General features: G+C 64.5%; 22 protein-coding genes. 16 read left to right on the top strand and 6 right to left on the bottom strand.

Annotated elements, in window-relative coordinates; all coding sequences use genetic code 11:
* Window positions 1-295: 295 nt before the first annotated feature.
* The 4 genes from rpsL to tuf all read left to right on the top strand — a co-directional run bounded on the left by rpsL (window position 296) and on the right by tuf (window position 5,228).
* Window positions 296-667: a 30S ribosomal protein S12 gene (gene rpsL / locus KRX55_RS03685; RefSeq protein WP_198734971.1), complete on the top strand. Its 372-nt coding sequence runs from the start codon at window positions 296-298 to the stop codon at window positions 665-667.
* A gap of 3 nt (window positions 668-670) precedes the next feature.
* A complete protein-coding gene (rpsG, locus tag KRX55_RS03680; RefSeq protein WP_198734970.1) occupies window positions 671-1,138 on the top strand; it encodes a 30S ribosomal protein S7 in 468 nt (155 codons plus the stop codon).
* 337 nt (window positions 1,139-1,475) lie between these two features.
* Window positions 1,476-3,605 carry an elongation factor G gene (fusA, locus tag KRX55_RS03675; protein WP_218406453.1) on the top strand — a complete coding sequence of 710 codons (2,130 nt, stop codon included), beginning with the start codon at window positions 1,476-1,478 and terminating at the stop codon, window positions 3,603-3,605.
* Between the two features lie 432 nt (window positions 3,606-4,037).
* On the top strand, window positions 4,038-5,228 hold the full coding sequence (gene tuf / locus KRX55_RS03670; protein ID WP_218406452.1) for an elongation factor Tu: 1,191 nt from the start codon (window positions 4,038-4,040) through the stop codon (window positions 5,226-5,228).
* A 612-nt stretch (window positions 5,229-5,840) separates the two neighbouring features.
* On the opposite strand, the gene KRX55_RS03665 is transcribed toward tuf, so the two are convergent.
* The 6 genes from KRX55_RS03665 to KRX55_RS03640 are packed head-to-tail and all read right to left on the bottom strand — an operon-like array spanning window position 5,841 to window position 9,890.
* Complete coding sequence (locus KRX55_RS03665; RefSeq protein ID WP_218406451.1) at window positions 5,841-6,410, bottom strand: alkaline shock response membrane anchor protein AmaP; 570 nt, start codon at window positions 6,408-6,410, stop codon at window positions 5,841-5,843.
* Window positions 6,407-6,955 (bottom strand): DUF6286 domain-containing protein, encoded by a 549-nt coding sequence (locus KRX55_RS03660; RefSeq protein WP_218406450.1) that lies wholly within the window; start codon window positions 6,953-6,955, stop codon window positions 6,407-6,409. The genes KRX55_RS03665 and KRX55_RS03660 overlap by 4 nt, the downstream gene beginning before the upstream one ends.
* On the bottom strand, window positions 6,948-8,804 hold the full coding sequence (locus tag KRX55_RS03655) for an Asp23/Gls24 family envelope stress response protein (protein ID WP_218406449.1): 1,857 nt from the start codon (window positions 8,802-8,804) through the stop codon (window positions 6,948-6,950). The genes KRX55_RS03660 and KRX55_RS03655 overlap by 8 nt, the downstream gene beginning before the upstream one ends.
* Before the next feature lie 5 nt (window positions 8,805-8,809).
* Window positions 8,810-8,995: a hypothetical protein gene (locus tag KRX55_RS03650; protein WP_200253904.1), complete on the bottom strand. Its 186-nt coding sequence runs from the start codon at window positions 8,993-8,995 to the stop codon at window positions 8,810-8,812.
* A 60-nt stretch (window positions 8,996-9,055) separates the two neighbouring features.
* Entirely contained in the window at window positions 9,056-9,364 is a 309-nt protein-coding gene (locus KRX55_RS03645; RefSeq protein WP_218406448.1) for a hypothetical protein, read from the bottom strand.
* 10 nt (window positions 9,365-9,374) lie between these two features.
* Window positions 9,375-9,890: an Asp23/Gls24 family envelope stress response protein gene (locus KRX55_RS03640; RefSeq protein ID WP_218406447.1), complete on the bottom strand. Its 516-nt coding sequence runs from the start codon at window positions 9,888-9,890 to the stop codon at window positions 9,375-9,377.
* A gap of 780 nt (window positions 9,891-10,670) precedes the next feature.
* Between KRX55_RS03640 and rpsJ the strand changes: the two genes are divergently transcribed.
* From rpsJ to KRX55_RS03580, 12 genes are all read left to right on the top strand, one after another.
* Entirely contained in the window at window positions 10,671-10,976 is a 306-nt protein-coding gene (gene rpsJ, locus KRX55_RS03635) for a 30S ribosomal protein S10 (RefSeq protein WP_003854291.1), read from the top strand.
* A 38-nt stretch (window positions 10,977-11,014) separates the two neighbouring features.
* On the top strand, window positions 11,015-11,671 hold the full coding sequence (gene rplC, locus KRX55_RS03630) for a 50S ribosomal protein L3 (RefSeq protein ID WP_218406446.1): 657 nt from the start codon (window positions 11,015-11,017) through the stop codon (window positions 11,669-11,671).
* Window positions 11,668-12,324 carry a 50S ribosomal protein L4 gene (gene rplD, locus KRX55_RS03625; protein ID WP_218406445.1) on the top strand — a complete coding sequence of 219 codons (657 nt, stop codon included), beginning with the start codon at window positions 11,668-11,670 and terminating at the stop codon, window positions 12,322-12,324. Before rplC ends, rplD begins: the two co-directional genes overlap by 4 nt.
* Window positions 12,324-12,629 carry a 50S ribosomal protein L23 gene (gene rplW / locus KRX55_RS03620; RefSeq protein WP_198739022.1) on the top strand — a complete coding sequence of 102 codons (306 nt, stop codon included), beginning with the start codon at window positions 12,324-12,326 and terminating at the stop codon, window positions 12,627-12,629. Before rplD ends, rplW begins: the two co-directional genes overlap by 1 nt.
* Window positions 12,630-12,659: 30 nt before the next feature.
* Window positions 12,660-13,502, top strand: a complete 843-nt coding sequence (gene rplB, locus KRX55_RS03615) for a 50S ribosomal protein L2 (RefSeq protein ID WP_200253893.1) — start codon at window positions 12,660-12,662, stop codon at window positions 13,500-13,502.
* Window positions 13,503-13,515: 13 nt separating this feature from the next.
* Entirely contained in the window at window positions 13,516-13,794 is a 279-nt protein-coding gene (rpsS, locus tag KRX55_RS03610) for a 30S ribosomal protein S19 (protein WP_013241207.1), read from the top strand.
* A gap of 3 nt (window positions 13,795-13,797) precedes the next feature.
* Window positions 13,798-14,163: a 50S ribosomal protein L22 gene (gene rplV / locus KRX55_RS03605; protein WP_200260440.1), complete on the top strand. Its 366-nt coding sequence runs from the start codon at window positions 13,798-13,800 to the stop codon at window positions 14,161-14,163.
* Window positions 14,163-14,915 (top strand): 30S ribosomal protein S3, encoded by a 753-nt coding sequence (rpsC, locus tag KRX55_RS03600; RefSeq protein WP_218406444.1) that lies wholly within the window; start codon window positions 14,163-14,165, stop codon window positions 14,913-14,915. Before rplV ends, rpsC begins: the two co-directional genes overlap by 1 nt.
* A gap of 4 nt (window positions 14,916-14,919) precedes the next feature.
* Entirely contained in the window at window positions 14,920-15,336 is a 417-nt protein-coding gene (gene rplP / locus KRX55_RS03595) for a 50S ribosomal protein L16 (protein ID WP_198734954.1), read from the top strand.
* Window positions 15,336-15,566, top strand: coding sequence for a 50S ribosomal protein L29 (gene rpmC / locus KRX55_RS03590; RefSeq protein WP_198739025.1), 231 nt, complete (start codon window positions 15,336-15,338; stop codon window positions 15,564-15,566). The genes rplP and rpmC overlap by 1 nt, the downstream gene beginning before the upstream one ends.
* Window positions 15,567-15,568: 2 nt before the next feature.
* Window positions 15,569-15,859 (top strand): 30S ribosomal protein S17, encoded by a 291-nt coding sequence (rpsQ, locus tag KRX55_RS03585; RefSeq protein WP_218406443.1) that lies wholly within the window; start codon window positions 15,569-15,571, stop codon window positions 15,857-15,859.
* Between the two features lie 189 nt (window positions 15,860-16,048).
* On the top strand, window positions 16,049-16,492 hold the full coding sequence (locus KRX55_RS03580; RefSeq protein WP_218406442.1) for a hypothetical protein: 444 nt from the start codon (window positions 16,049-16,051) through the stop codon (window positions 16,490-16,492).
* The last annotated feature ends 7 nt before the right edge of the window (window positions 16,493-16,499 follow it).

The raw sequence follows: 16,499 nt of genomic DNA, 5'->3' as shown, positions 1-16,499 counted from the left end.
GGTGCAAGGGCGGGCGGAAGGCGCGGAAAACCCACCACCACGGGTCGGCGGACGGCCGACCGTCCTACCGACGGACGGGGAGTTGGTTTTTCTGTGACTGATGGGGTAGTCTGATCCATCAGTCCCACGTCTCCATGGTGGGAGCCTGAATTTCCCCGGTAGGCCAGCGAGAGCGGCTGACTGGGTTTCGCGCGTTTACATTAGTTTTTGCGGTTTCAGGCGACAAGCAAGGAACGTACAGTACTCGGTCGGCGACATCGAACCGAGGAAGCCGATCAGACAAGAAAGACGGTTCATGCCCACTATTCAGCAGTTGGTCCGTAAGGGCCGCCATGACAAGACCACCAAGGTGAAGACCGCGGCGCTCAAGGGTTCACCCCAGCGTCGTGGCGTGTGCACCCGCGTGTACACCACCACCCCGAAGAAGCCGAACTCGGCGCTCCGTAAGGTCGCGCGTGTCCGCCTGACCTCCGGTATCGAGGTTTCCGCCTACATCCCCGGTGAGGGCCACAACCTGCAGGAGCACTCCATGGTGCTCGTGCGTGGCGGCCGTGTGAAGGACCTTCCCGGTGTCCGTTACAAGATCGTCCGTGGTTCCCTCGACACCCAGGGTGTCAAGGACCGCAAGCAGGCCCGTTCCCGCTACGGCGCGAAGAAGGAGAAGTAAGACATGCGTAAGTCTGCAGCGCCGAAGCGCGAAGTAGTCAAGGATCCGGTCTACAACTCCGAGCTCGTGACCCAGCTGGTCAACAAGGTGCTCCTGGACGGCAAGAAGTCCACCGCACAGCGCATCGTCTACGGTGCGCTCGAGACCTGCCGCGAGAAGACCGGAACCGATCCCGTCGGCACCCTCGAGAAGGCTCTCGGCAACGTGAAGCCCGACCTCGAGGTCCGCTCCCGCCGCGTAGGTGGCGCCACCTACCAGGTGCCCGTCGAGGTCCGCCCCGGCCGCGCCAACACCCTCGCTCTGCGGTGGCTCGTGAACTTCACGCGCCAGCGCCGTGAGAAGACGATGACCGAGCGTCTTGCCAACGAGATCCTGGATGCAGCCAACGGTCTCGGTGCCTCGGTGAAGCGTCGCGAGGACACCCACAAGATGGCAGAGGCCAACCGCGCCTTCGCCCACTACCGCTGGTAAGAGCAGATCAGCTGATGACCCCCTCGCCGTTCACACCGTGTCACACCCGGCGTCCCGGATGCCTCGCGTATCCGGCGTCGCCGGAACGCCGCGGTCCGGTGGCGGGGTCGTCGCGCTAATCGACGGTCGGTCGTTCCCGGCCCGCATCTCATGCGGGTGGCGGGGCATCCGGCGCCGTTCACCTCCGGTTCACCCGGAGCGCCTAAGCTCTCCACGAGCGGCTGGCCCGGGTACGGGCCGTGGCGCGGTACGGCAAAGAATTCATATCCACCGGTGACAACACCGTCCGGGCGAACGTCCGGGCAATCACCAAGAACCAACGAGTTTGGGGAACACTGTGGCACAAGAAGTGCTTACTGACCTGAATAAGGTCCGCAACATCGGCATCATGGCCCACATCGATGCCGGCAAGACCACCGCTACCGAGCGAATTCTCTTCTACACCGGTATCAACCGGAAGGTCGGCGAGACCCACGACGGTGCCTCGACCACCGACTGGATGGAGCAGGAGAAGGAGCGCGGCATCACCATCACCTCCGCCGCGGTCACCTGTTTCTGGAACAACAACCAGATCAACATCATCGACACTCCCGGTCACGTCGACTTCACCGTCGAGGTTGAGCGCTCCCTGCGTGTCCTCGACGGCGCGGTCGCCGTCTTCGACGGCAAGGAGGGCGTCGAGCCCCAGTCGGAGCAGGTGTGGCGTCAGGCCGCCAAGTACGAGGTTCCTCGTATCTGCTTCGTCAACAAGATGGACAAGCTGGGTGCGGACTTCTACTTCACCGTCAAGACCATCATCGAGCGCCTCGGCGCCAAGCCGCTGGTTCTCCAGCTGCCCATCGGTGCAGAGGATGACTTCGACGGCGTCGTCGACCTGCTGAACATGCGTGCGATCACCTGGCGCGGCAAGGTCGACATCGGAGCCGAGCCGACCTACGAGGAGATCCCCGAGGACCTCAAGGAGCTCGCCGAGGAATACCGCGAGAAGCTGCTCGAGGCTGTCGCCGAATCCGACGAAGAGCTCATGGAGAAGTACTTCGGTGGTGACGGCCTGTCGATCGACGAGATCAAGGGCGCCATCCGGAAGATGACGGTCAACTCCGAGGTTTTCCCGGTTCTCTGTGGCTCCGCCTACAAGAATAAGGGCATCCAGCCCCTGCTCGACGCCGTCATCGACTACCTGCCGACTCCTCTGGACATCGGCGAGGTCCACGGCCACAAGGTCGGCGACGACACGGTGGAGCTGTCCCGTAAGCCCAGTGTCGACGAGCCCTTCTCCGCCCTGGCCTTCAAGATCGCCGCTCACCCGTTCTTCGGCAAGCTGACCTTCGTGCGCGTCTACTCGGGTCGCGTCGATCCGGGTGCCCAGGTCATGAACGCGACCAAGGGCAACAAGGAGCGCATCGGCAAGCTGTTCCAGATGCACGCCAACAAGGAGAACCCGGTCGACGAGGCACGCGCGGGCAACATCTACGCGTTCATCGGTCTCAAGGACACCACCACGGGTGACACCCTGTGTGATCTCAACGACCAGATCATCCTGGAGTCCATGGACTTCCCGGACCCGGTTCTGCAGGTCGCCATCGAGCCGAAGTCCAAGGCGGACCAGGAGAAGCTCGGTACCGCCATCCAGAAGCTGGCTGAAGAGGATCCGACCTTCACCGTCAAGCTGGACGACGAGACCGGCCAGACCGTCATCGGTGGTATGGGCGAGCTCCACCTCGACGTCCTCGTCGACCGCATGCGTCGCGAGTTCAAGGTCGAGGCGAACGTCGGTGCCCCGCAGGTCGCCTACCGCGAGACGATCCGCAAGCCCGTCGAGAAGCTCGAGTACACGCACAAGAAGCAGACCGGTGGTTCGGGCCAGTTCGCGAAGGTCGTCATCGCGCTCGATCCCTACTCCCCGGATCCCGAGGAGCTGGAGGAGGGCGAGTCCGCTACCTACAAGTTCGAGAACGCCGTCACCGGCGGTCGCGTTCCCCGCGAGTACATCCCGTCCGTCGACGCCGGTATCCGGGATGCGATGCAGTACGGCTACCTCGCCGGCTTCCCGCTGGTCAACATCAAGGCGACCCTGCTGGACGGTCAGTACCACGAGGTCGACTCCTCCGAGATGGCCTTCAAGGTCGCCGGTTCGCAGGCGCTGAAGGAAGCCGTCGCGAAGGCGAAGCCGGTCCTGCTCGAGCCCGTGATGGCCGTCGAGGTCACCACGCCCGAGGAGTACATGGGTGAGGTCATCGGCGACGTCAACTCCCGTCGTGGCCAGGTCCAGGCCATGGAAGACCGCGCGGGTGCCAAGGTCGTCAAGGCCAAGGTCCCGCTGTCCCAGATGTTCGGTTACGTCGGCGACCTGCGTTCCAAGACGCAGGGCCGCGCCAACTACTCGATGATCTTCGACTCCTACGCTGAGGTTCCCACGAACGTCGCGTCCGAGATCATCGCCGAGCGCAACGGCACCTCCAGCTAAGAGGACCGCCGGTCCGGGAGGGTAGCACCCGAACAGGGACTCCTCCCGGACGCCCCACCTCTTCCCGGGGGTCCGATTCCACCGGGCACGGGAAGAGGCGTGGCACCGGTTGAACCCGGAGAACAAGGGAAGCGATGCCGCTACTCGGATGAGTGCCGGTTGATCGCCCCCGAGAAAATCTTCCAGTTTCGGGTAGCGGTCCGCTGAACCTCCCCGCACGGAGGTTGAGCCGGCCGTTACCCGAGGTACCGGCTTTGATCCGCCGTTTGAAAAACGCGGGTTGAGCACCTAGTATCAGGTAACTGGCACAAAAAATGAACCAGTCATACCCGTATGCCCCCTTTCGAAAGACGTGGGGCTGCCGGCAGTATGGCACTACCACCTATGTGGCTGCGAGAGTCGTAGCCACCGCGAAGTCCAGGAGGACATACAGTGGCAAAGGCGAAGTTCGAGCGTACGAAGCCGCACGTCAACATCGGTACCATCGGTCACGTCGACCATGGTAAGACCACCACCACCGCAGCCATCACCAAGGTTCTGGCTGAGGCATACCCGGATCTGAACCAGGCCTTCGCCTTCGACGCCATCGACAAGGCACCGGAGGAGAAGGAGCGTGGTATCACGATCAACATCTCCCACGTCGAGTACCAGACCGAGAAGCGCCACTACGCGCACGTCGACGCCCCCGGTCACGCCGACTACATCAAGAACATGATCACCGGCGCGGCTCAGATGGACGGCGCCATCCTCGTTGTGGCCGCCACCGACGGCCCGATGCCCCAGACCCGTGAGCACGTTCTGCTCGCGCGCCAGGTCGGCGTTCCCTACATTCTCGTCGCGCTCAACAAGTGCGACATGGTCGACGACGAGGAGATCCTCGAGCTCGTCGAGATGGAGGTCCGCGAGCTCCTCGCCGAGCAGGAGTTCGATGAGGACGCCCCGATCGTCCACATCTCCGCTCTGAAGGCTCTCGAGGGCGACCCCGAGTGGTCCGAGAAGATCGTCGAGCTCATGAAGGCCTGCGACGAGTCCATCCCGGACCCGGAGCGCGAGACCGACAAGCCCTTCCTGATGCCCATCGAGGACATCTTCACCATCACCGGTCGCGGCACCGTCGTCACCGGCCGTGTCGAGCGCGGTCAGCTGAAGGTCAACGAGGAGGTCGAGATCCTCGGCATCCGCGAGAAGAGCCAGACCACCACGGTCACCGGTATCGAGATGTTCCGCAAGCTGCTCGATTACACCGAGGCCGGCGACAACTGCGGCCTGCTGCTCCGTGGTATCAAGCGCGAGGACGTCGAGCGTGGCCAGATCGTGGCCAAGCCGGGCGCTTACACCCCGCACACCGAGTTCGAGGGCTCCGTCTACATCCTGTCCAAGGATGAGGGCGGCCGTCACACCCCGTTCTTCGACAACTACCGTCCGCAGTTCTACTTCCGCACCACCGACGTCACCGGCGTCGTTAAGCTGCCGGAGGGCACGGAGATGGTCATGCCCGGCGACAACGTCGACATGACCGTCACCCTGATCCAGCCGGTCGCCATGGACGAGGGCCTGCGCTTCGCCATCCGCGAGGGCGGCCGTACCGTCGGTGCCGGCCGTGTCACCAAGATCATCAAGTAACAGCGATGATCTGAACCGGCTCCCGGGATGAAACACCCCGGGGCCGGGGCACCGAAACCCCGTTCCACGTTCCGCGTGGGACGGGGTTTCCGCGTTTCCGGGAACGGACGTGACTCGTAGGACTCGATGGACGGGCGTGTACTGAGATCGACGGTCAAGGGCCGGTAAACGGCTTTCCGGCCGACCGGTGCCTGGACGGATGCGGTGAGAAGGAGCGTTTCCGCCACCGCATCTGTTCCGGGGGAGCGGAAGAACGGAAATGGCTCGGCCCGAGGGGTGGCCAGATCCCGGGCCCACCCGCGGCGTGGGTGGACGCGAACGGGCCGATGGTGACTGTCCTCCCGTGACCCGCGGACGGAGCCCCGGTCTCCCTGAAGCGGCTGGCGCTTCGGCGCACCGGGGAGTCCTTCCCCCAGATCAGGTAGGACCTTCTATTTCACGGAGGATACGGGGTCCTCCGGACGAACCACGACCCACATCGACCGGAGCCCGGTGCGCGGCGCGCCGCGAGGCCCCGGAAACACCGGACAGCGGAAAGGCCCCGTGCCTTCTCCCGGAAATAAGGGAGACCGTGACGGGGCCTGTGGGTCCGTGGGACGACCTTCAGCTGAATCAGAGTTCGCGGTTCTGCGGAACCCTGTCTATGTGGATCCGGTAGGACGTCGCCGCGTCGCTCGGGCCGATGGCGTCGCGGAGATCCCGCTCGGCCTGTTCGACTGCGGTCCGGATACCCGGGACGCTGCAGTCGGAGGCGGCGTCGACGGTGAACTCGATGGTGGTGAGGCCCCGGTCGACGACAACACGTTTCCGGACCTTCGAGACACCGTGGGTGTCCTCGAGCGAGTCCGCGACGGCTTCCGCGAGGGTGCCGAGGTTGAAGTTGATGTCGCCCATGTCCGTGGAGGACGCGCTGTTGACCACGGAGATCGACCGGCGCCGGAGGTTCGCGATAACCAGCCAGAGGCCGATGATGATTCCGCCGACGAGTACTCCGACGAGTGCCCAGTCGTACCAGCCGAGATCGGGTGCGTTGGCCCACATCCCCTGATCGGCGTAGGAGGTGACGCGTCGTGCCTCGGGGACGTCGAGGAACAGGCCGATGGACCACAAGCCCAGGAACGTCAGTGCGAGGCCCACGATGAAGACGAGCAGGCGGTCGACAAAAGCTAGTCCGTGGCTCACTTGGTGGCCTCCTTGTTCTGGACCTTGACGTTCAGTGCCGGCGAACCGGCGACGAGGTTCGCCAGGGGCTGCAGCGACTGCTGCAACTCCTCGCGGAGTCTCTGGTCCTGTGTGTTTCCGATCACCGTCACATCGATGGACCGCTTCCGGGCGACGGTGTGAGCGCCCATGACGCCCGGGACGCGCTGGGCACTCGCGGTGCACATTCTGGCGATGTCGACCGGGCGCATCCAGACGGCGATGTCGGAGTCGATCTCCCGGTGCGTCTTCGTCCGCGGACGGATGGCCGCCCAGATGAGCAGCAGACCGATGATGAGGGCAGCGATACCCGCGGGGAGCATCCAGTTCCGGTAGCTGAGGTCTCCGATCCATGTGGTGGCGGAGGAGACCCACGGCTGCCAGTCGACGTCCGTGTACCGGATGTAGAGATCACGTCCGGCGACTGCTGCGCCTGCGAGAAAAAGCAGCCCGAACAGCACAGCGAGATACCTCGCCGCGGGACTGGCGGCGGGTCGGCGCCCGCGGACCGTCTGGACTTCACTCATCTCTCAAAACCGCCTTTGCGTTGGCAGGGTCGACGCTGACCGGAATGATGGTACTGGGTTTGACCGTGATCGGCCGGAGCTCCCTCGAGGCGACTGTGATCTCCCTCTGACCGGTCCCGTTCCGCGGTTTTGGAGCGCGGCGGGGGTCGACGCGGGGTTTACGCGGTGCCTCGGACGAGTTCTGTCTGACCGGTGTCAGGCGGGTCGGACGGGGTGCCTTGACGGGGCTCACGCGGATTGTCTCGGCGTGGATCTGGGCGAGACGGTGGGTGTCCGGGGCGCGGACGCTCGCCAACCGGGTGGGCTCAGGGGACTCCACCTTCTGCAGGGGCCGTGGCCGTGGTGTCGACACGGATCGGGGGCTTGGTGCCTCGGGCACGGAGACCGTGACCGTCGGCAGCTCCCGTGCCGCGATGGACTTCAACGGCGCAGGCTCCGGCACGGTGATCGCTGCGAGGGGGAGCGGATCTGCGACGGTGATGTCCGCGAGCGGCCGGGGATCGGCGACGGTGATGTCTCCCAACGGAGCTTCCGGGGAGACCTCGGGCGAATGGACCAGTGCGGCTGCGTCACCGGTGACCGATACGTCGCGGAGTTCCCCGGACGCGGTCACCGTGATCGGCCGGAGGTCTCCGGGGGCCCCGGTCGAGATACCCCGGAGAGCGGCGTTGTCCGGGCCCGAGATGGCTACCGGCCGGAGACGCTCACTTACGGATCTGACCGACACCGGAGTGAGGTCGGAGTTGCGGGCGCTACAGATGATCTCGTCGAGAGCCGCGTTCGTCGCGGTCACGACTACGGGCCGGAGGGTGGGTGTCGTGTCGAAGGCGCTGAGCTCGGCTTCGGTCACGCGGTCTGCACCGGGGACGATCGGGCCGACGGTTACGTTGACTCGTACGACCGGAATGTCGGTCATGTCGCGTACCCAGTCGAAGATGGTCGTACGCACGGTCTCGGCGACCCTTGTCACGGGGGAGGGCCAGCTGACGGCGATGTAGGCGTCGATCGCCACGGCATCGGAGTTGCTGTCGAGCTCGACGTCGAAGCGCGGGTAGTTGCGTCCGAGCACATCCAGGCCGCCGGCCTGATCCGTGGTACCGGGCACACTCGCTGCAGCCCGGCGGACGATCTTCGTGACGGTCTTCTCGGAGATCTTCACCCGACCGCGGCTCGGGTTGTGGTCCTCAGGTTCCACGGGGGCACGGAGATGTTCCGGCACCGTGTCCCCTGCCGGCTCAGATCCGTCGGTGATGTCGGAATCCGCGGCCTCTGAAACGGCGGGAGCGGATACGGTCCGGGAACCGGCTGTTTCGTCGGTGTTCTCCTCGACGGGTGTGTCGTCAGACTCGGACGAGGTCCCGTCTTCGTGATCCGACTCGGTGACGGTGGCCCCACGGTCCGGGGAGGGGGGTGTATCGGGTTGCCCGTCGGCGGCTGGAACGGGCGTGGGCTCCGGGGTGGGATCCGCTGCTCCGGCTCCGTTCCCGCGGTCGGAAACGGACTCGACGGACGTGGGTCGGACGGAGGTCTCTGACGAAAGTGAATCCGGAGATTCCGCTGACTTCTCGGACCGGGGACCGGAGTTGACGGAGTCTCCACCATCGGAGTCGAAGGATTCGACGGCGATTCCGTTCTCCCGGAGGATGCGGCGGTCCTCTTCAGCCTTGGCGTCCTCACGGGCGATCTCGGCGAGGGCCTGATCGGCCCGACGGTCAGCTTCCGCGCGGAGTCGCGCACCGGGGGAACCGGTGGTCTCCTCGGAACCGTTCCGGCGTCCGTCCGCCGGGGTCGAGGGTGCGGTGCTGGAGTGCCGCTCGGATTCGCGGGATCTTCCAGAACGTTTCGTCAACGAGATTACCCCCTGTTACCGGAGCCGTTGATGATGGCGCGAAGGTCGATCTTGCCGTCGAAGTGGGCTCCGATGACGCCACCGACGGTGACGAAGAGAAGGGCCCAGAGGAAGCCGACCAGTCCACCGAAGATCACGGCGAAGGCGAAAGCGAAGCCGAGAATGAGGCCGGTCACAGTGAGAGATTTCATGACACTCTTTCAGAGTCGAAGTGTGATGGTTACAGGTGTGCAGTACGGTTGGGAAGTGGGTCAGCTTGCGTCGCTGAAGAACACGTCCACGGTGTCGGGGACGTATCTTCCCGCGATGGTGCGAATCTCTTCGGCGAGTTTGCCGAGGTCGGGTAGCTGAGACAGATCTGCGATGAGATGGATTTCCATCCGGGTCTCGTCCGGTCGACCCCGGGGTGTGAACAGATGGAGTCCACGCACCCGGGTGCCGGGGTAGAGCATCGCAACCTCACCGAACTGCCCACCGTGCATGCCGGCGACTCCCGGGAGAGCGAGAATCTCGTCCCGGAGTGTCTCGGCCTGCGCGAGGGGGATGGGATCAGGTTGCACGGAGTCGGTCCTACTTGACGCGGGGCTCGTGGTCGGCGGAAACTTCGGCAGGCTCGATTTCCTTGACCTCTTCCTCCGCGGGCTCCTCGTTGTCGTCGTCCAGCTCGAGGTGCACGTCGTGGACGGTGACGTTGACTTCGGTCACCTCGAGGCCGGTCATCCGCTCGATGGCGTTGATGATGTTGCGGCGGATGGCTTCAGCAAGCTCGTGGATCGCGACGCCGTACTCGGCGACGATCGCGACATCCGCGGCAGCCTGGGTTTCGCCGACCTCGACGGAGACACCCTGCCGGACATCGACGCGGGAGCCCGCCATGTCGCGGAGGGCGCCCAGTGCGCGGGCTGCGCCGCCGCCAAGGGCGTGGACACCGGAGACCTCGCGTGCTGCCATGCCGGCGATCTTGGCCACCACGACGTCATCGATGTGGGTGCGGCCGTGATCGGTTTCGAGAGCGGAGTTGCGCTCGACGACGCTGTTCTCTTCAGCGGTGGCGGGGGACTTGCTGTCGGACTTGTTTTCGCTCATTGAGATGCTCCTCGTGTAATCAAGCGGTAGGGGGGTGCACTCATCGGCGGTGCACTAGGTTGATCCTAGGTGAGGGTGCGGGTGTCGTGCCGCCCTGTGTGTAATACGTTACATGTTTGTCGCTTTTCGGGGGTTCGCTTGCCACTCGGCGAGGGGTGTGTTTCAATGCTTGGGTTGCTCCAACACGGCATATCCTTGTGCGTGGACATCGAGGCTGGAAAAGTCGCGACCCGCGGATCGGACGATGGCGCTGGTGGGGCAAACATGGCACCTGGTGCCTGTGGTTGCCCGGCCTGGTCGGGTAACCGCCGGAATCTCGGTGTCTCCGCCACTGACGGGAGCCTCGGCTCCCAGCACGGCGGGGGCCGGGAATCATCACGGGAACATGGCAAATAAACAGCGGCAGTAGGCAGGATGCCCGCCCACGCCGGAGGTCGGACGGCTGAATATATTTCCGCCATCCGGGGCCCGGCGTCGAGTGGACCTCATCCCGACGACCTGACACACCTCAGACGCTCACAGTAACCAGTTCGCCAGACCCTTCCGGACATCCATCCGGACCGGCTGCGAAACCGGTCTCTGTGCGGTGGAAACTGGGTGGTTGTTTGTGGTTCATGTGACCCGGAGATTCGCCCGGTCAGATTTTCAGACAGGTTCAGGTCAGGACAACTGGCGTTGCGCCCGAGTTTCCGTGTTCCACGGCCGGACAACGTTATAGAGATGACAACAGCGACCCCCACCAATCATCGCGACGTGGGGAAGCGAAGGAAGAGGACAAACGTGGCGGGACAAAAGATCCGCATCAGGCTGAAGGCCTACGACCACGAGGCGATCGACGCGTCCGCGCGCAAGATCGTCGAGACCGTCACCCGCACGGGTGCACGCGTCGTCGGCCCGGTGCCGCTGCCCACTGAAAAGAACGTTTACGCCGTTATTCGTTCTCCCCACAAGTACAAGGACTCGCGCGAGCACTTCGAGATGCGCACTCACAAGCGCCTCATCGACATCCTTGACCCGACGCCGAAGACGGTCGACGCGCTCATGCGCATCGACCTTCCCGCAAGCGTCGACGTCAACATCCAGTGATCGCGTACAACAGTCTTTCAGCCAGTGGAGAATAAGTAATGAGTGAAACAGAGATCAAGGGCATTCTGGGCACCAAGCTCGGTATGACCCAGGTCTTCGACGACGACAACCGGGTCATCCCGGTCACCGTTGTCGAAGCTGGGCCGTGCGTGGTCACCCAGATTCGCACCATCGACACCGATGGCTACAACGCCATCCAGATCGCCTACGGCGACATTGACCCGCGCAAGGCGAACAAGCCTGCCGGCGGTCACTTCAAGAAGGCTGGCGTTACCCCCCGCCGGCACGTGGCGGAGATTCGCATGGACGATGTCTCCGGCTACGAGCTGGGTCAGGACGTCACCGTCGACATCTTCGAGGGCACCACCTTCGTCGACGTCACCGGTACGTCCAAGGGCAAGGGCTACGCCGGCGCGATGAAGCGCCACGGTTTCGCCGGTCAGGGTGCGTCCCACGGTAACCAGGCGGCCCACCGCCGCGTCGGCGGTATCGGCGCCTGCGCCACACCCGGTCGTGTCTTCAAGGGCACCCGGATGGCCGGACGCATGGGTAATGAGCGCGTCACCACCCAGAACCTCAAGGTTCAGAAGATTGATGCCGACGCCAACATCCTGCTCATCAAGGGTGCGATCCCGGGTGTGCGTGGCGGCGTCGTAACCGTTAAGACCGCAGTGAAGGGCGGTGCACACGCATGACCAACCTCAAGCTTGACGTCCAGAAGGCCGACGGGGCAACCGCCGGTCAGGTCGAGCTGCCTGCCGAGATCTTCGACCGCGAGGCATCAGTTGCACTGATGCACCAGGTCGTCCTCGGACAGCTCGCGGCCAAGCGCCAGGGCACGCACTCCACCAAGACCCGTGCACAGGTGTCCGGTGGCGGTCGTAAGCCGTTCCGCCAGAAGGGAACCGGTCGTGCCCGTCAGGGCTCGATCCGCGCTCCGCACTTCACCGGCGGCGGTATCTCGCACGGCCCCGTGCCGCGCGACTACTCCCAGCGCACCCCCAAGAAGATGAAGGCCGCCGCGCTCCGCGGTGCCCTGACCGATCGCGTGCGCCACGAGCGCATCCACGTGGTCAGCGAACTGGTCGCCGGCCAGACGCCGTCCACCAAGTCGGCCCGCGCCTTCATCGAGCGTCTGACCGAACGCCGCAACGTGCTGGTCGTCCTCTCCCGTGAGGACGTCACCTCCTGGAAGTCCGTCCGCAACCTGCCGGGCGTGCACATCCTCACCGAGGACCAGCTGAACACCTACGACGTCCTCAAGTCGGATGACATCGTGTTCTCCGTTGAGGCTCTGACCACCTTCATCAACCGTGCCACCGGCGCGGTCAAGGAGGAGGAGAACTAATGAGCACGATCGCCAACCCGCGTGACATCATCATCGCCCCGGTGGTGTCCGAGAAGTCCTACGGACTTATGGAGCAGGGCACGTACGTGTTCTTCGTCTCCCCGGACGCCCACAAGACCCAGATCAAGATCGCTGTCGAGCAGATCTTCGGTGTGAAGGTCGCCAGCGTGAACACCGCCAACCGTGAGGGCAAGCGCAAGCGCACCCGCTCAGGTTTCGGTCAGCGCAAGGCCACCAAGCGCGCCTTCGTGACGCTCGCTGAAGGCAGCGATTCCATCGACATCTTCGGCGGTTCGGCCGCGTAAGCGCGCCGAAGGTAAGGACTTAGAAAACCCATGGCTATTCGCAAGTACAAGCCGACTACGCCGGGCCGGCGCGCAAGCTCCGTGTCGATGTTCGAGGAAATCACTCGTTCGACGCCGGAGAAGTCACTGCTGCGTCCCCTGCACAAGACCGGCGGCCGTAACGTTCACGGCCACATCACCACCCGCCACAAGGGTGGCGGACACAAGCGCCAGTACCGCCTGATCGACTTCCGGCGGCACGACAAGGACGGAATCGAGGCGAAGGTCGCTCACATCGAGTACGACCCGAACCGCACCGCCAACATCGCGCTGCTGCACTACGTCGACGGCGAGAAGCGCTACATCATCGCCCCCCGTAACCTGCGTCAGGGTGCCATCGTCGAAGCTGGCCCCAACGCCGACATCAAGCCCGGCAACAACCTGCCGCTGCGCAACATCCCGGCCGGTGCCACCGTGCACTGCGTCGAGCTGAAGCCCGGTGGGGGTGCCAAGCTGGCCCGTTCCGCGGGAACGTCCATCCAGCTTCTCGGCAAGGAAGGTAAGTACGCGATCCTGCGTATGCCCTCCTCCGAGATCCGCCGCGTGGACATCCGCTGCCGCGCCACCATCGGTGAGGTCGGCAACGCCGACCAGATCAACATCCGCTGGGGCAAGGCCGGCCGTATGCGCTGGAAGGGCTGGCGCCCGACCGTCCGCGGTGTCGTCATGAACCCCGTCGACCACCCGCACGGTGGTGGCGAGGGCAAGACCTCCGGTGGTCGTCACCCCGTTTCCCCGTGGGGCCAGCCTGAAGGCCGGACCCGCCGCCCGAATCGTCCGAGCGACAAGCTGATCATGCGTCGTCGCCGCAGCAACAAGAACAAGAAGCGCTAGGAGGTAACAGACAATGCCACGCAGCCTCAAAAAAGGCCCGTTCGTCGATGAGCACCTCCTCGCCAAGGTTGATGCACAGAACGAGAAGGGCACCAAGCAGGTCATCAAGACCTGGTCCCGTCGGTCCACCATTCTCCCCGATTTCATCGGTCACACCTTCGCCGTCCATGACGGTCGCAAGCACGTGCCGGTGTTCGTGGACGACTCGATGGTCGGACACAAATTGGGCGAGTTCGCCCCGACCAAGACCTTCAAGGGTCACATCAAGGACGACAAGAAGGGACGTCGATAAGCGATGAGCGAAGACACCATCACGTCCGCAAGCGCGACGGCCCGTTACGTCCGCGTAACCCCCATGAAGGCACGCCGGGTCATCGATCTGGTCCGCGGCAAGTCCGTGACCGAGGCCCTCGCCATCCTGAAGTACGCCCCGCAGGCGGCCAGCGAGCCGGTTGCCAAGGTCGTCGCTTCCGCGGCAGCCAACGCCGAGAACAACTTCGGCCTGGACCGCGACTCACTCGTCATCTCCGAGGCCTACGCCGACGAGGGACCGACGATGCGTCGTTTCCGTCCGCGCGCCCAGGGTCGTGCCTTCCACGTCCGCAAGCGCACCAGCCACATCACCGTGGTTGTTGAGAGCCAGAAGGGAAGTGCTCAGTAGTGGGCCAGAAAATTCATCCCCACGGCCTCCGGCTGGGCATCACTTCCGACTGGAAGTCCCACTGGTACGCCGACAAGCAGTACAGCGACTACGTCGCTGAAGACATCAAGATCCGTGAGTTCCTGTCCAAGGGCCTCGACCGCGCCGGCATCGCCGACGTCGTCATCGAGCGCACCCGCGACCGCGTCCGCGTCGACATCCACACCGCCCGCCCGGGCATCGTGATCGGTCGCCGCGGCTCCGAGGCCGACCGCATCCGCGGCGAGCTGGAGAAGCTCACGGGCAAGCAGGTCGCGCTGAACATCCTCGAGGTCAAGAACATCGACGCCAACGCTCAGCTGGTGGCGCAGTCCATCGCCGAGCAGCTGACCAACCGCGTGGCCTTCCGGCGCGCGATGCGTAAGGCCATCCAGTCCGCGATGCGCCAGCCGCAGGTCAAGGGCATCAAGGTCGTGTGCTCGGGTCGTCTCGGCGGCGCCGAGATGTCCCGCACCGAGCGTTACCACGAGGGTCGCGTTCCGCTGCACACCCTGCGCGCCGAGATCGACTACGGCACCTACGAGGCCCACACCACCTTCGGCCGCATCGGCGTGAAGGTCTGGATCTACAAGGGTGACGTCGTCGGCGGCAAGCGTGAGAGTGAGCTCAACGCACCGTCGGACCGTCGCGGTCGTGGTGCCGCCGATCGTCGCGAGCGTCCGCGCCGCGGCGGCCAGCGTCGCCAGCGCGCCGAGCAGAAGCAGGAGGGCTAGACACATGCTTATCCCCAAGCGCGTCAAGTACCGCCGGCAGCATCGTCCCACCCGGACCGGTGTGTCCAAGGGCGGAAACCGGGTCACCTTCGGTGACTACGGCATCCAGGCCCTTGAGCCGTGCTACATCACCAACCGTCAGATTGAGTCCGCACGTATCGCGATCAACCGTCACGTCAAGCGTGGTGGCAAGGTGTGGATCAACATCTTCCCGGACCGCCCCCTGACCCAGAAGCCGCTCGGCGTGCGTATGGGTTCCGGTAAAGGCCCCGTCGAGAAGTGGGTGGCCAACGTCAAGCCCGGCCGCGTTCTCTTCGAGATGAGCTACGCCAACGAGGAAGTCGCCCTCGAGGCACTCCGCCGTGCAGCCCAGAAGCTGCCCTGCAAGGTCCGCATCATCAAGAAGGAGGACCAGCTCTAATGGCCACCGGTACCCCCGCATTCGAGCTCCGCGAGCTCAACGCCGAGGAGCTTGTCACCCGCCTCAACGAGGCGAAGGAGGAGCTTTTCAACCTCCGCTTCCAGATGGCCACCGGCCAGCTGACCAACAACGGTCGCCTGAAGACGGTCAAGCGTGACATCGCCCGCATCTACACGGTCATCCGTGAGCGTGAACTGGGTCTGTCCGTCGTTCCGGGAGCTGAAGGCTAATCATGAGTGAGGCAAACGTGAACAACCAGGAATCCACCAACGAGAGGGGCGCCCGTAAGGTCCGCACCGGCTACGTTGTCTCGACGAAGATGCAGAAGACCATCGTCGTCGAGCTCGAGGATCGTCGTCAGCACGCGCTGTACGGCAAGACGATCCGGACCAACAGCCGCGTGAAGGCCCATGATGAGGACGGAACCGCCGGCGTCGGCGACCTCGTCCGCATCATCGAGACCCGCCCGCTGAGCAAGGAAAAGCACTTCCGTCTCCTCGACATCGTCGAGAAGGCGCGCTAGTCCGACCTGGCTTCATCCGGTGTCCCTTCCCGGTGGTCGGGTGACCGCCACGGGAAACTCGCCGGACCAGCCAGCCTGAAGGCCCCGACCGAACCCGGTCGGGGCCTTCAGGCGTCCCGGGCCCTTTTTCGTTCCGGCGCGCACTCCGCCGGGGTGATCACCTCCCTCCCACCCAAGAGAAAGGTAACGATGTCAACAGCCACGCCGGCAATGGACATGAGGTTCATCCGGGAACGCCTCCACGCACTCGGATTCGGTACCGGAACACGCGACGGCGAACTGATCGTGATCGTCGGTGACCTCACCTACTGGTTCAGGATGGACGGGCCGGGGAGCCGGTTGACCGTGACGACAGCCCACCCGCGGGTGCTCCGGGGTCGGACGGAGACGCTCGCCGGCGAGATGCTGGCGACCGCCCTCAACACGATCCCCGGACCGGGCGAGGTTTCGTTCCTCCCCGATGTGGGGATTCTTGCGGTCACCTTCGATCTTCCGGTCGGGGAGCCGGTTACCGCGATGGAACTGGATGAGTTCATCATGGAGACCCTGAGCATCGGGGTGGTCGTCGCTGAACGCATCTCGGCTGAGCTCCAGCCGTTGATCCGGCGCGTGGGGGACTTGACGGGGTCCTGAAATGCTG

The organism is Corynebacterium sp. TAE3-ERU16, from assembly GCF_019209935.1.
GTDB classification, from domain to species: domain Bacteria; phylum Actinomycetota; class Actinomycetes; order Mycobacteriales; family Mycobacteriaceae; genus Corynebacterium; species Corynebacterium antarcticum.
The sequence above is the reverse complement of the archived record's forward strand: the minus strand, read 5'-3'. Positions and strand labels throughout refer to the sequence as shown.

Coding starts and splice junctions, on each gene's coding strand:
- rpsL (WP_198734971.1), top strand. CDS start 296: ATGCCCACTATTCAGCAGTTGGTCCGTAAGGGCCGCCATGACAAGACC.
- rpsG (WP_198734970.1), top strand. CDS start 671: ATGCGTAAGTCTGCAGCGCCGAAGCGCGAAGTAGTCAAGGATCCGGTC.
- KRX55_RS03660 (WP_218406450.1), bottom strand. CDS start 6,955: ATGAGTGAAGTCCAGACGGTCCGCGGGCGCCGACCCGCCGCCAGTCCC.
- KRX55_RS03650 (WP_200253904.1), bottom strand. CDS start 8,995: ATGAAATCTCTCACTGTGACCGGCCTCATTCTCGGCTTCGCTTTCGCC.
- KRX55_RS03640 (WP_218406447.1), bottom strand. CDS start 9,890: ATGAGCGAAAACAAGTCCGACAGCAAGTCCCCCGCCACCGCTGAAGAG.
- rplC (WP_218406446.1), top strand. CDS start 11,015: ATGAGTGAAACAGAGATCAAGGGCATTCTGGGCACCAAGCTCGGTATG.
- rplD (WP_218406445.1), top strand. CDS start 11,668: ATGACCAACCTCAAGCTTGACGTCCAGAAGGCCGACGGGGCAACCGCC.
- rplW (WP_198739022.1), top strand. CDS start 12,324: ATGAGCACGATCGCCAACCCGCGTGACATCATCATCGCCCCGGTGGTG.
- rplB (WP_200253893.1), top strand. CDS start 12,660: ATGGCTATTCGCAAGTACAAGCCGACTACGCCGGGCCGGCGCGCAAGC.
- rpsS (WP_013241207.1), top strand. CDS start 13,516: ATGCCACGCAGCCTCAAAAAAGGCCCGTTCGTCGATGAGCACCTCCTC.
- rplV (WP_200260440.1), top strand. CDS start 13,798: ATGAGCGAAGACACCATCACGTCCGCAAGCGCGACGGCCCGTTACGTC.
- rplP (WP_198734954.1), top strand. CDS start 14,920: ATGCTTATCCCCAAGCGCGTCAAGTACCGCCGGCAGCATCGTCCCACC.
- rpmC (WP_198739025.1), top strand. CDS start 15,336: ATGGCCACCGGTACCCCCGCATTCGAGCTCCGCGAGCTCAACGCCGAG.
- rpsQ (WP_218406443.1), top strand. CDS start 15,569: ATGAGTGAGGCAAACGTGAACAACCAGGAATCCACCAACGAGAGGGGC.
- KRX55_RS03580 (WP_218406442.1), top strand. CDS start 16,049: ATGTCAACAGCCACGCCGGCAATGGACATGAGGTTCATCCGGGAACGC.